The 12457-nt window shown below is 40.2% G+C and carries 15 protein-coding genes and 1 riboswitch; of the genes, 10 read left to right on the top strand and 5 right to left on the bottom strand.

Annotation, left to right across the window (positions count from 1 at the left end; all coding sequences use genetic code 11):
• Positions 1-79: 79 nt before the first annotated feature.
• Positions 80-183: riboswitch (TPP riboswitch) on the bottom strand.
• A gap of 112 nt (positions 184-295) precedes the next feature.
• Complete coding sequence (locus NST62_RS06045) at positions 296-949, bottom strand: reverse transcriptase-like protein (protein WP_141600719.1); 654 nt, start codon at positions 947-949, stop codon at positions 296-298.
• 220 nt (positions 950-1169) lie between these two features.
• Here NST62_RS06045 and NST62_RS06040 point away from each other — a divergent pair, with 220 nt between their 5' ends.
• The 3 genes from NST62_RS06040 to NST62_RS06030 all read left to right on the top strand — a co-directional run bounded on the left by NST62_RS06040 (position 1170) and on the right by NST62_RS06030 (position 3885).
• Complete coding sequence (locus tag NST62_RS06040) at positions 1170-1910, top strand: hypothetical protein (protein ID WP_141600720.1); 741 nt, start codon at positions 1170-1172, stop codon at positions 1908-1910.
• 39 nt (positions 1911-1949) lie between these two features.
• On the top strand, positions 1950-3560 hold the full coding sequence (locus tag NST62_RS06035) for a polysaccharide deacetylase family protein (RefSeq protein WP_342463219.1): 1611 nt from the start codon (positions 1950-1952) through the stop codon (positions 3558-3560).
• Positions 3561-3654: 94 nt separating this feature from the next.
• Positions 3655-3885, top strand: a complete 231-nt coding sequence (locus NST62_RS06030) for a hypothetical protein (RefSeq protein WP_141600722.1) — start codon at positions 3655-3657, stop codon at positions 3883-3885.
• A 43-nt stretch (positions 3886-3928) separates the two neighbouring features.
• On the opposite strand, the gene NST62_RS06025 is transcribed toward NST62_RS06030, so the two are convergent.
• The 3 genes from NST62_RS06025 to NST62_RS06015 all read right to left on the bottom strand — a co-directional run bounded on the left by NST62_RS06025 (position 3929) and on the right by NST62_RS06015 (position 7199).
• Positions 3929-4696 (bottom strand): carbonic anhydrase family protein, encoded by a 768-nt coding sequence (locus tag NST62_RS06025; protein ID WP_181733112.1) that lies wholly within the window; start codon positions 4694-4696, stop codon positions 3929-3931.
• Between the two features lie 93 nt (positions 4697-4789).
• Positions 4790-5554, bottom strand: coding sequence for a YqhG family protein (locus NST62_RS06020; RefSeq protein WP_328219701.1), 765 nt, complete (start codon positions 5552-5554; stop codon positions 4790-4792).
• A 28-nt stretch (positions 5555-5582) separates the two neighbouring features.
• Positions 5583-7199, bottom strand: a complete 1617-nt coding sequence (locus tag NST62_RS06015; RefSeq protein WP_141600725.1) for an SNF2-related protein — start codon at positions 7197-7199, stop codon at positions 5583-5585.
• Positions 7200-7496: 297 nt separating this feature from the next.
• Here NST62_RS06015 and NST62_RS06010 point away from each other — a divergent pair, with 297 nt between their 5' ends.
• The 6 genes from NST62_RS06010 to NST62_RS05985 all read left to right on the top strand — a co-directional run bounded on the left by NST62_RS06010 (position 7497) and on the right by NST62_RS05985 (position 10074).
• Positions 7497-7703 (top strand): hypothetical protein, encoded by a 207-nt coding sequence (locus NST62_RS06010; RefSeq protein WP_141600726.1) that lies wholly within the window; start codon positions 7497-7499, stop codon positions 7701-7703.
• A 26-nt stretch (positions 7704-7729) separates the two neighbouring features.
• Positions 7730-7879, top strand: a complete 150-nt coding sequence (locus NST62_RS06005; RefSeq protein ID WP_181733113.1) for a hypothetical protein — start codon at positions 7730-7732, stop codon at positions 7877-7879.
• Between the two features lie 187 nt (positions 7880-8066).
• A complete protein-coding gene (locus NST62_RS06000) occupies positions 8067-8204 on the top strand; it encodes a hypothetical protein (RefSeq protein WP_181733114.1) in 138 nt (45 codons plus the stop codon).
• Between the two features lie 163 nt (positions 8205-8367).
• Positions 8368-8982, top strand: a complete 615-nt coding sequence (locus NST62_RS05995) for a hypothetical protein (RefSeq protein ID WP_141600727.1) — start codon at positions 8368-8370, stop codon at positions 8980-8982.
• Between the two features lie 450 nt (positions 8983-9432).
• Entirely contained in the window at positions 9433-9555 is a 123-nt protein-coding gene (locus NST62_RS05990; protein ID WP_281279172.1) for a hypothetical protein, read from the top strand.
• A gap of 354 nt (positions 9556-9909) precedes the next feature.
• Positions 9910-10074 carry an aspartyl-phosphate phosphatase Spo0E family protein gene (locus tag NST62_RS05985; RefSeq protein ID WP_141600728.1) on the top strand — a complete coding sequence of 55 codons (165 nt, stop codon included), beginning with the start codon at positions 9910-9912 and terminating at the stop codon, positions 10072-10074.
• A gap of 79 nt (positions 10075-10153) precedes the next feature.
• Here NST62_RS05985 and NST62_RS05980 read toward each other — a convergent pair whose 3' ends face one another.
• Positions 10154-10939 (bottom strand): metallophosphoesterase, encoded by a 786-nt coding sequence (locus NST62_RS05980; RefSeq protein WP_141600729.1) that lies wholly within the window; start codon positions 10937-10939, stop codon positions 10154-10156.
• 431 nt (positions 10940-11370) lie between these two features.
• On the opposite strand from NST62_RS05980, the gene proB reads away from it, so the two are divergent.
• A complete protein-coding gene (proB, locus tag NST62_RS05975; RefSeq protein ID WP_141600730.1) occupies positions 11371-12456 on the top strand; it encodes a glutamate 5-kinase in 1086 nt (361 codons plus the stop codon).
• Position 12457: the final 1 nt, after the last annotated feature.

Raw genomic sequence — 12457 nt, 5'->3', positions numbered from 1 at the left:
ATTTTTTCCTTATTTCCGAAAAAAAATAAAAGCTCCCCTGCCCGGAGAGCAAAAAATACCCAATATCAGCCGATAATATTCATAAGGTATTTTTGCTCCCTACGGCAGTACTAACTGCATCAGGTTCGAAGGGTTAGGTGATTCCACCTTCTCAGGCCGATTCGGCCACCCCTGCAAAAATACGGAATTTTCAGTTGTTTATGTAATTATAACATAACGGCTCTTCATTGTAACTTTGTTTTAAGCCGGACTGAATAAAAAGAAGGAGAAAAGTCAAAACTTTATTTCCAAATCATTATTGCAATTCAATTTTTCCGTCGATTTCAATTTCATTCAGGGCCTGGGTTGCCAAACGGTCCGCTTCTTCATTCGATTTCCGGCCTACTAATTCATATTGCGGTTGGATGCCCAGCTGATTCAGTTTTTCGTCAATTTTATCCGCCCAATAGCTTAAATCCTTTTCGTAAAGCGGCCATTCTCCGCTCATTTGATTGATGACCACCTGTGAATCGCCGATGAAACGGACGGTCTGGTGCCGGACGCCCATTGATTCCAGCTCCTGGATGCTGAAATAAAGGGCGGCGTATTCCGCTTCATTATTGGATTTTATACTATCCATTTTCAGATTCTTTCTGATCCGGTAGCGTTTGTTGTTCTGTTCAAAATAAATGGCACAGCCTACGCCGGCAGCGCGACGGCCAAGATCGAATCCGCCGTCAAAATAAACAACGACATTTGCAGGTTCCGTTTCCATTTCTTTTAAATATTTTTTCAGCTCCTTGGCGGTCCATGTCCCACCCTGTTCATCGAGAAACGTGATGGCTTTTGCCCTGCCCGTTTTCGAAATTTCTTCTGCAACGGAAAGTGCCTGGGCAGGCGCCATTTCATCCGAGCGGAATGTCGTTTCGACACCTTTATAATGATAGGTCCATACAACAACGATTTTCAAAAAACTTCCTCCCTTTTACCTAATTAAATTTAGTATTTTCAATCGGCGGTCAAAGATACTTCAAAAATCCGCTCCCTTCACCCATATCAGTTCAACGAACAGTTGACATTCTTCGACTTACATATAAAATGAAAGTAGGAATTTGTATATAATTGTAACCTTTTTCTATTTAAATGGGAAATTTTGTTTATTTTTTTATCAGGTTTTAGGAGATGATATTTTGGCTAATGAAATGGAAAAGAAGCGGCTTGGATGGTTTAAAAACCCGTTATCGAATCAACATGAGGTAGAACAATCCCAAGATGAGCCTTCCGAACCGGTTGTCGAAGAATTGCCGAAAGAGAGCGAAAAAGAAGAACAGCCGGAGAAGGAAAATGTTCAGCAAATTGATTCGAATGAATCGATTATTTTTTCTCGGGATCAGCAGGACAAAATTGCGATGGATGTGATCGTGTCCATTGAGAATATGATCAAGGACCGCCAATTGCTTTCCTATAAATACAATGCTTTGGTGGAGCAGCTGGAAAATGCCAATCAAACGATCAACCGTTTAAAACGTGATTCGCTGAAAAAAGATCAAATCATCCAGGAAAAAACAAAAGAAATCCGTGATTTGGAAATCAGCTTGACAAACAAACAAATGAGCTATGATCAATTGCTTGAAGATTACAAGGAATATCAGTTAACCCATAATTTGGAGTATGACAAATTAGTCAACCAATTGGAAACTGAAAAAGCGAAATATAACAAATTGTATGAAGAATCTTCCAAAATCCAGACGCAACAAATGCAGAAAATCAGTGAACTAGAAGAGCGGATCCGCAATCTGGAAATCGAAAATCAAAAATATAAGGAACAATATGAAAAAATCGTTGAAGAAAAGGCGCAATTAATGAAAACAATTTCCGACTTCACAGAAAGAATGTCTTTCTCCTTCCTGCAAAAACCGAACGAAGAATAAATGCGGAGTTGATCTTTTCACGGGAGAAAGGAGTAAGGAATGTCTGTCCATAATGTAAAAATACTTGAACTGTTGTCGATCCACGAAGTCAGCGGATTTCACTTATTAAAATTGAGGATTTTTGCTACCAACGATCAATCTGAACTATACTGGCTCATTGACAATGAAACGGCGAAATCATTGAAAGAAATTTGCAAATTCCAAGGCGTTGAACGTTACCGTTTGTCGCTTCAAACTGCCGTCGATCCTCAAAATGGACAATGCTCCAGTTCCGTTACGGGAACGTATCGGGATGCGAGCCGGAAAATGAACTTCCGCTGCTCATTCAAATTCCATCAGCAGTTGGAAAAAATAAAAAATTGTTATCGTATCGCAGATTTACTGTCCTATGATTTTATTTTCCCTAATCTGCCAAAAGAAGATACTCTCAGCGTTTTGAAAAATGCCGAAGAGGTCATTGAGAAGCCTATTCGGGCGATTCCTCCCCAAAACGATGAGGAGCCGAACGGGAAAGAAACCGATTCAGCTTTTGAGGATCCAAACGCTGCAGAAATCCATGCTGAAGCGAAAGAGATTCGTGAAATCAACCCTCCCCGTGAAGAGAAGGAAACGGATACATCTGACGAAAAAGCCGATGCAAAGGAAAGCTGCGTAAGCCGGAATGACGAAGATTCCGAAATCCAAGAAGGGGCGGAAGAACTGGAAGGACAAGCAGAAGGACAAAGCGAAAACCCGGCTGTTTCGGATGAAATGAATGATGAAATTCGTCACGCAGTTGACGAAACGGCATCTGCTGCCTCCATAGAACAAAAACAAGAAGCCAAACCGAAACCATATACATACTTGTTATCGAAGCTGCAATTGAAAAAAAGAATCCGTTCCATCAAAGGATTTCCCCAATCAATTTTGACCGCTTCGTTAATAGTCGCCGTTGTGATTATCCTATGCATAATCATTTTTGACATACTTTCTACATCCATTTTCAATTCGACGGAAAATATCGGAGCTTCAAAGCAGCAGAATGCCGAACAAATTTCAGAAACCGCCAATGAGAAGCCGGAAATTCCTTCCCTGCAAATCAATGATTTTTTGACGTTCAGCATTCCCGAAGGTTATGCGGCTTTAACCTTCAATGACGGTCCATCCAAATATACGGAAGCAATCGTTGATATTCTGAAAGAAAAAGAGGTTGGCGGAACGTTTTTCTTTATCGGATACAACGTCCAAAAACACCCGGATATTGTAAAATATGTTCATTCTAATGGTTATACAATCGGAAGCCATTCAATGACCCATGACTCGATGACTGAACAAACATTGGATGAACAACAATATGAAATCAGCGAATCGAAAAAAATCATCGAAAACATTACCGGTCAGCCCGTAAAATTTTTCAGGCCTCCCAACGGTTTGATCGATGAAAATACGCAGGCTGCCGCGCAAAATGAACAATGCCAGATCATTTTATGGAATCTGGATCCTAAAGACTGGGAAGCGGAAACGGCTGATGAAATTATCAAAAACATCAAAAACGAACCGGTTTCCGCCGCCATCATAACCCTTCATGAATCACCCCAATTGGTGAAGGCTCTGCCTAAAATTATCGATTATTTGAAAGAGCAAAATTTAAAAATTGTCAGTTTGCAATAAGGAGCGTAATGCTCCTTTTTGTTTTGCCCTCTTCTTCCCTTCCATTCATAAAAAATTGATGAAATGCCATATTAACAAAAAAGAGATGAGGAAATTGCCAAAAAGAAGCGATCATCAGCACTCAGAGGCCACTCCGCATTTTGACGGGACGATGGATCGGATTATCAACGATCCGACATCCGACAAAGCTGCGGATATAGGAGTGCATGTAAACGAAGAATTTTCATCGGAAAAAAATCCATATGATCTGAAGCCGAAGAAAGATTCGGAATTGGAGCGGTTCCAAACACTAATGAAAGGCAAGGAAAAAAATAAAAAAGCTTGAGCCTGTAAAAGGCTCAAGCTTTTTTTCCATTGCTATTACATCACTACCGGACTGTCAATTGATAAATCTTTCTTCCGTTAAGCGGCTGGACTTGCCTGCTGTTGTTTCCGAAAAGCCGATGGAATGTCCCGATTTGCTCCTCCGAAAATTCAACCGGCATTTCAAACACAATCCATTTTACCCCTTCCGTACATGGCGGAGTCGTCAAAGAACCGGTATAATAAAATGCCCTTCTTTCCTTTGGAATGAATTCCGGCAATCGGATTGACACATTATCTTTTTTCGAAAATCCGTCCTGCAATCGGCTCCATATTTCTTTCACCATTTCATTGGCTTGCCCTTCCTGGATAAAAACGGCCATGACGGCTTGTTCCCCATTTTTATTTTCGTGCACGAAATGCAATTCCATTTCATAGCTTTGCCCCTCTACTTGATGTTCGCTTGGCAGATGGAAATGGAATGATTCCAACTTGTATTGCTGATGATCAATCAAAATATAGTTTTGGCCGGATTTCGAAACGGCTTCTGCCGTATGGGCTTTTTTGATTATTTCAAATCGTCCTTCTCCATAATGAATTTCTATTTCAGGCGACTGATTTTGCAATGCATCTTTCCGGGTTATTTGAACCGGGGATTGCATCATTCCCCTTTCGCAAACATTAGCGGCATCCGGTCCATGTTCATCGTAAGAATAGTAAACATCTTCGATCCTTTCTTCATCATGTTGATTTTGTTCCTTTTCGTACAGGGAATAGCCGGCGACACTCAGACACATGGCCAGTATAAGAGCAAAAAACACTCTTCCTCTCATTTTCCATTCCTTTCTTTTTTTATTTAACATGGCCATACATTTTGCCGTTTTATACTTGTACAGCCGATGACAAAATCATGTCGAAAATCTCCCCTATTTTAAATAAAACAGCCCTCCGCTTACGATTTCCATTTTGATTCGCGGCCGAAACCGTTCTTCAAGGGCCTTCTTCTCGGTTTCATAAATTTTGGGCTTCTCTTCCACTCCCAGATAAAAATGATCCAAAATCTCCTGCTCCCTTTTCCATCGTTTTCTTGCTTCCTCCGCCCATGTCATGTCATCATTGGCAATATAATTTTCAACGGCAGTTTCCAGCCGTTCAATGGCCCTGATCGGCGAAACAATATAAGGGAGGCAGTAGGCGTTTTTTGGCATTTCATTTGTCAAATCCAGTTCATTCAATATATCTTGAAAATTGCTTTTGACGCTGCCATGGATTAAATTGATTCCCAACGAAAAAAGCATTTCTTTCGTCTGGTCCGCATGATAGGAAACTTTGAAATTTGCGCCGATCCACGGAAATAAACTGGCCCCTTCTTCATTTTGGTACATCCGGACAAAAGATCCCAATTCCTTTGTCGCCTGGAAAATTTGATGCATCCGCATCGAGCCGTAATGAATATATTCCCCCCGGATCTCCTGTTCTTCGCTCTTTTTCGTAATAAATGTGACCTTCAGCGGATTAGGTTCGGCTTTTGTACTTTCAATAAACTGCCAGTAAAAGGGGCGGTTCATGATGCGTTTATCAATGTCCGCCGTCAACTGGACCGTCAAATAATGGGGACCCTCTTCCGTAATCTCGCAATTGGTGACTTTAAAAAAAGTTTTTAAAAATCCGTGAATCTGTTCTGCCAACATTGCCCTTCCCCCTTCCATGCGAGAAGTATTATGTGAAACCGAGCTGATCTTCCAAACCGAAATCTTCAAAATGAAAATTGGATACAAAGGATGGGGAACGGTATATTCGTTCCTCCATTTTGTTCGTTAAAATATCGTCCAGCTCGCCGACAACTTTTTCAAAAACATCGATTTTATTGCCCAATAAATCAATGATCCGGTCTTCAATCGTATCTTGAACGGCCAGATTGTAAATATATACATCGGACTCTTGCCCGAACCGGTGGACACGGCCGATCCGCTGTTCAATTTTCATCGGATTCCAAGGCAAATCGAAATTGATCACATGATGGCAAAATTGCAGGTTGATGCCTTCCCCTCCGGATTCCGTGGCAATCAAAACATCCGCAACATCCTGGAACAATCTCCTCATCCAATCCCGCTTATTTTTGCTGAACTTTCCGTTGAACAACACGCTTTTGATTCCCTTTTGATATAAATACCATTGCAAATACAGCTGCGTCGCCCGATATTCGGTAAAAATGATGACCTTCTCTTTGGCCTTTCGGATGATTTCATAAGCTTTTTCCGCTTTTGAATTCACTTCCAAATTGGCCAATTTCCCGATGATTTCTTCGATATAATCGATTTCCGCCTGCGACCGCGCTTTTTCCTTCATTTTTTCCAAAGTCAGGTAGGCCGCTTCTTTGCTGGAGCACATTTCTTTTAATACTGTTGTTAAGGCAAAGGAATTGTTGAAAACTGTTGTGCGCTCTTTTAAACGTTGAATCATTTGATAAACTTCCTGCTCTTCTTTTGTAAAACGGATCGGAATCGTCTGTACATGCCTGCCGACCCATTCGATGCCGGTATCCTGTCTGCGGTTTCGGATCATCACCTGGTTCACCAGTTCTTTTAAATAATCATCTTCCTTCAGGCCGTTCTTGCCATTATTGAAATAAGTCTGGAAACTTTCGACATTTCCTAAATGGCCCGGTTTCAATAATGATACAAGATAAAAAATTTCAAATATATTATTTTGGATTGGGGTGGCGGTCAATAACAGGCAAAATTTCTTCTTTAATCCTTGTACAAATTGATAGGATTGGGTTTTGTGGTTTTTCAGCTTGTGGGCTTCATCAATAATGATCATGTCATAATCCTGCCCGTAAATTTTTTCGCGATAAGGGCTGCGTTTGGCCATATCCATGCTCATCACGACAAAATCATAATGTTCAAAAGGGACATTTTTCTTTTTGCAACCGATGGCGGGAATAAAAAACTTGCCGTTCAATTCATCCACCCATTGGGTAAGCAATGAAGCAGGAACCAAAATCAGTGCCTTCTTTACTAAACCTCTTAAAATGTATTCCTTCAAAATCAAACCGGCCTCAATCGTTTTTCCGAGCCCGACTTCATCCGCCAGAATCGCCTTCCCGTTCATCTTTTCGATCACCGTTCTTGCCGCCTCGATTTGATGGTCAAGAAACTTTATGTTAGTTAAAAATTTTGGGGCTTGCAATCCTGAAAAATCGGTAATCAATTGATCTTTCTCCACTTCATATGCCATTTTGTACAACGTCCAGTCATCCCATGGTCCGTTGCCCTCAAGACGACGGGCGAATTCTTCCTTCCAATAGGAGGATTTTTCTATCATCATGTTCATTCACCTCCCTTTTCCATTAGATTGTCCAAAATGGAATTCACTATAATGCCCCATTTGAGTAATATTCCGCATGTTCTCGAAAAATTAATAAACGAAAATAGTTTTTCGCTCATTGGTATTTGCTTTTTCTCTATTTTTATTCTCTTTTTTTCTCTTTGCATCATAAAAATTTGAATCGGGAACCGACAGTGGAAAAAGCCATAAATAATATATTCCCGGTGATTTTGAAAGACGGTGGAATAGCAGCCGGCCTTTTGCGAATAATAAGTGAAAATGCATGCCGGGAGGTGAAAACAATTGAGCAAAAATAATCCGAAAGTTTTGAATGAGCGGACTCATAACCCATTTGAAACTTATAAACATTTGCACAAAAATACAACGAGCAACAAGGACAATCCATTGGACAATACCGCCGAAATTTCAGAGGAATTTGATGCGAAGGTTAAAAATAAAAACAATAAAACCAACCATGATCGAAACCAAAAATCGAACAAAAACATATAAGCTCCCGCTGTTTTGGAGGTTATCGGATGAAGAAAAACCGGATTATTTACATGAAGGGCACCCACCGCAATTTTAATATGTATATCGGGAACAAGAATAAAATGGAATCCTATAAAGAACCGGATCAGAATGTTCCAGAAAAAATCATTCCGATTGACGACTATTTAAAAAAATAATTTTTCATGACATTTCTTTAAACATTTTGTAAATATAATTTATGAACAAAATGTGAATACTTTCACGAATCCTTTCTTTTTTTCTAAATAAGTCGTACAATGATAGTGAAAGTTGATATATAACAAAAGAAAAAACCGTTTCGGTTGTTATATAACAAAATTAAATTTTTTCAGGAGGAGAAAAACGATGTGGGTGCTCACTGTATTTGACGGCGAAACTTTCCGGATTTTTGAGTTTGAAACAAAAGAAGAAGCAGTTAAAATGATGGAAGAAATCGATCTCCCAGCGATTCTTTCTTACACAAACTTAACATTGGTAGCCTAAGCCCTATTGAGAAAGACAATAGGCGCAAAGTTTCAGGAGCATTTGTATGCTCCTTTTTTTATTGTTCATTTTCTGACGCATCTGCCAATAATCACCGCTTGTTACTTCGAAAGTTTTGGGAAGGATAAATATTAGTGAAAATTCTATAAAGAGGTGATTGTACATGAAAAAAATCCTTCCCTTTTTAACTTTCCTTTTCATCTTCGGACTATTCTTTTTGCCTGTTGGCGCAGATGCCGCAGAAGATCATCATCACTTAAATTTCCTGAAACAATATGAACAGCTGGATGATGCAAAAAAACAGCAGGTGGACCAAATTTTGAATCAATTGCATCAAGAGCTTGAAAAATTGGGAGTAAAAACTGATCATCCGAACCCCCATCAAATTCTTTCCCAATTAGATGATCAAAAGAAACAACAAATTCTGGCCATCATTAAAGAATTGGATGAAGAGAAAATCTCTTCCGAAGAAGCAAATAAAAAACTCGAACAACTTGGCGTCATCCCGAAAAACGGACACTGCCAGGCCTTCGAAAATCTTGATGAAGAAACAAAGCAAAAAGCAAAAGAAATCTGGAAAGAATTGAAAAGCGGTTCCATTACACGGGAAGAAGCTGAAAAACGGTTTCAGGAATTAGGAATTGAAATGCCGAAGAAACAGGAATTGGATGAAGAGACGAAAGCGAAAGTGAAGGAAGCCATTGAGAAAGCAGAACAGCAATTCGAAAATCTCGGCCTCGAATTTCCGAAACATTTCTACAAACACTTGGCCCGATAACCCAAAATCCAGCGAAAATAAAAATTTTCGCTGGATTTTGCCGCCTAAAATACTTTGCCAATAAAACAATTTGTTTGTGAATTTTCCTTGAAAAATGAAAGCGCCATCAAATTGAACAAAATGTGAAAACTTTCACTAACTGTTTTCTTTTTCACTTTTCCGTTGTACAATGAAATTGAAATTTGATATATAACAATTTTTCCGAACCTAAAAATTGTTATATAACAAAATTATTCTAAAGGAGTTTGATCCCAAGATGTGGGTACTTACCGTGTTTGAAAATAATTCTTATCGGATCTTTGAATTTGCGGATAAAAGAGAAGCGGCTTTGGCACTTCAAAAATTTGGTAAGTCAGCAATCTTGTCCTTTACGAAATGACAACTGCCGGAAAAAGTTTGGTGGAAATAAATCAAAAGGGTTCAGCGAAATTTTTGAGAGGAGGATTTTTGATGTGGGTTGTAACAGTTTTTGAAACAGACACTTTCCGTTGCTTTGAATACGATACAAAAGAAGAAGCGATCCGCACTTTGAAAGCTTTCAAAAACAACGCTATTCTTTCTTTCACAAATTAATTCAAAAGCAAGTTTATTGAAAATCTTCATCCAATTTTGTTGGATGATTTTTTTTTGCCCTCATCATTCCTTCCGTTTCTGACAATACTGTTTCCTCAATTTTTTATTCTTCTCGAAATTTATTGTTTTTCCATTTTATATGACCAGTTTTACGCAGCTAACAAAAAGCCAATAAAAATATATACCCACTTTTCTACTTTTTAACCCTATTAAATTGTGACAAATTTATGAAAATGTATAGTTTCCACCACAATCCGACATTTTTTTCGAAATAAATGATATACAATGAAATAGCTTCTACAGCAAGAAACAAAAATAAAAAATAAGAAACAAATTTTTACTGGAGGAGTAAAGATGTTTAACACGCTCTATAAAAAAGTGTTAAAAGTTGTGATAGAAATCAAAAGAAAAAATATGTATCGAAAAGCACAAGAACTAGGTTTCACACATCCGGAAGTAGTAAATTGCAGCCAGCAACTAGACCACTTGCTTAATAAATATATAAAACAAGCAGCCTGACACCGATGAAAGGCCACCATCATAATGGTTGAAAACTAAGAAAACCCTTCAAATCCTTCATTGGGTTTGAGGGGTTTTTTTAGTTGTTTCCTGTAAATGGATTGTCATTTGAACCGGCATAATCTTTCTTTCCCGGAACAAAGACAAATTCCTTCTCCGGATAACGGAAAGCCGTCAGTTTTCCTCCAAAGACGACTCCCTGGTCAATATTGATTGTATTATTGATCACGAGAGGTTCCGGTTTTGGATCATGCCCCCACACAACCATCAATTCTCCCTTATATTGTTTATACCATTCCCGGCGGATCGGTTTCCCGTGCCGGTCCATCCCCGCCACATCTCCATAGCGGCAAAAATTTTTGATTCTTTCCGATTCTTTTCCTATGAAGTCTTCCCGGATTCCTGCATGGACACATACGACTTTCGGCTGTCCATGATCCCTTAAAATGATATGGGAAGGCAAATTCATGAATAAATCCCTTAATTGCCTCTTCAACCGGACAGTTCTCTCCTTCCCGTACTTCTTTTCAAATTCTATAAACTCTTCCGCCACTTTTTCATCCCCATGTTTGAGCTGCACCTTTCTTCCGTCCAGCCAACGGGCGATTTTCCAGCCGTGATTACTGTCCACCATATACATATTTTTTCCGCAATGTTTTAAAAAAAATTGCATCGTCTCAATGGATCTTGGGCCCCTGCTCATCACATCCCCAAGGGAGACGATTTTTCTCCCTTCCGGATGAATGAACAGCCCCTGTTCATTTTTTCTGTACCCCAACTTGTCCAGCATTTCCATCCATTCATCAAAACATGCATGGATATCTCCTACAATGTCCACTCCGTTGTCAATTTCTATAAATAACATGGCGATATTCTCCTTTGCTTTAATTCCGCTACTTAAATTATAAATCCGATCAAAACCCTTTTTAACGGAAAGTTCCCGGGATAATTTTTGTGTTGAAATTGTTGACACTTTTCTAAATATAATGCATATTTAAAATGGAAATATACGAACCGGAACACATAAGGAAAAAGCGCAGCGAAGACCAGTAGGCAGCACACTGTTGGAAAGAGAGCGGTGTCCATGGGCTGAAAGACATCGTACAAACAAGAGCTGCTGAACCTGCTTCGTCAGCTTCCAGCCAAAACTGGACGTACGCTCAGGCGTTATCTGAGGTAAAGTGGGATTATTTTATAATCCAATTTAGGTGGTACCGCGGAAACCCTTTTCCGCCCTAAAAGCTGGGGCGGAAAAGGTTTTTTATTTATACGATGAATATTCGAGGATGGTTATCTATGGAAAAGAAAAGAATTGTCGTTAAAATCGGTTCAAGTTCACTGACGAATTCAAAAGGCGAAATTGATTACGAAAAAATACAGGAACATGTCGAAGCGATTGCAAAAATCGTAAAACAGGGCCATGAAGTCCTGCTTGTGTCTTCGGGAGCTGTGGCGGCGGGATTTCGGAAACTGGGCTATCCGACCCGCCCTGTCACGCTGAAAGGAAAACAGGCGGCGGCCGCCGTCGGACAAAGCCTGCTGATCCAGTTATATGCGGAACAATTTGCGAAATACGGCATCACCACCGCCCAGGTGCTGTTAACCCGTACCGATTTTTCCAACAAAGAGCGCTACAAAAACGCCTTTGCCACCTTCAGCGAACTTTTGGAACGCTCCATCCTGCCGATTATCAACGAAAATGACACCGTTTCTGTGACCGAACTTACTTTTGGGGACAACGATATGCTTTCCGCCCTTGTCAGCGGATTGGTTCATGCCGATCAACTGATTATTTTGACGGATATCAACGGATTTTACGATGACAATCCGCAAAAAAACCCGAACGCCAAACGAATCGGCAGGTTAACGGAAATCACCGACGAAATGCTGGAAATGGCAAAAGGGGCGGGATCCAAGGTCGGCACCGGCGGCATGCAGTCGAAATTGCTGGCTGCACGCACCGCCCTCAAAGCCGGGGTGAAAGTTTTTATTGGAACCGGAAGCGGTCCGGATAAACTTATCGAAATACTGGAAGGCCGGGGGGATGGAACGTATATTGAACGGGATGAGCTGCCAGTCCTGCCGAGCCAAAAACAATGGATCGCCTTTACGGAACCTAAGGGAAAATTGTTTATCGATAAAGGCGCAGAGGAAGCGCTGCTTTTGAGAGGCAAAAGTTTGCTGCCCGCAGGCATTTATAAAGTGGAAGGCGACTTTGACCGTGGAGATGTCGTAGAAGTATATGGGGAATCCGGTCTCATTGGACGGGGAGAAGTCCTCTATTCCAGCGAAGAAATCGAATTTGCCTGCGGAAAAAAAACCGATGAGCTTCACGACGGATTCATCGAAGTGATCCATCGGGATAAATGGGTTACATTATAAA

Source organism: Ureibacillus sp. FSL K6-8385, assembly GCF_038593155.1.
GTDB classification, from domain to species: Bacteria; Bacillota; Bacilli; order Bacillales_A; family Planococcaceae; genus Ureibacillus; species Ureibacillus terrenus.
Note: the sequence above shows the minus strand (reverse complement) of the source record. Positions and strands in the feature narration are given on the sequence as shown.

What these genes read in the sequence shown, in the direction of transcription:
- NST62_RS06035 (WP_342463219.1), top strand. Translation starts at nt 1,950, where the DNA reads ATGTCTGTCCATAATGTAAAAATACTTGAACTGTTGTCGATCCACGAA.
- NST62_RS06025 (WP_181733112.1), bottom strand. Translation starts at nt 4,696, where the DNA reads ATGAGAGGAAGAGTGTTTTTTGCTCTTATACTGGCCATGTGTCTGAGT.
- NST62_RS06020 (WP_328219701.1), bottom strand. Translation starts at nt 5,554, where the DNA reads ATGTTGGCAGAACAGATTCACGGATTTTTAAAAACTTTTTTTAAAGTC.
- NST62_RS06015 (WP_141600725.1), bottom strand. Translation starts at nt 7,199, where the DNA reads ATGAACATGATGATAGAAAAATCCTCCTATTGGAAGGAAGAATTCGCC.
- NST62_RS06005 (WP_181733113.1), top strand. Translation starts at nt 7,730, where the DNA reads ATGAAGAAAAACCGGATTATTTACATGAAGGGCACCCACCGCAATTTT.
- NST62_RS06000 (WP_181733114.1), top strand. Translation starts at nt 8,067, where the DNA reads ATGTGGGTGCTCACTGTATTTGACGGCGAAACTTTCCGGATTTTTGAG.
- NST62_RS05995 (WP_141600727.1), top strand. Translation starts at nt 8,368, where the DNA reads ATGAAAAAAATCCTTCCCTTTTTAACTTTCCTTTTCATCTTCGGACTA.
- NST62_RS05990 (WP_281279172.1), top strand. Translation starts at nt 9,433, where the DNA reads ATGTGGGTTGTAACAGTTTTTGAAACAGACACTTTCCGTTGCTTTGAA.
- NST62_RS05985 (WP_141600728.1), top strand. Translation starts at nt 9,910, where the DNA reads ATGTTTAACACGCTCTATAAAAAAGTGTTAAAAGTTGTGATAGAAATC.
- NST62_RS05980 (WP_141600729.1), bottom strand. Translation starts at nt 10,939, where the DNA reads ATGTTATTTATAGAAATTGACAACGGAGTGGACATTGTAGGAGATATC.
- proB (WP_141600730.1), top strand. Translation starts at nt 11,371, where the DNA reads ATGGAAAAGAAAAGAATTGTCGTTAAAATCGGTTCAAGTTCACTGACG.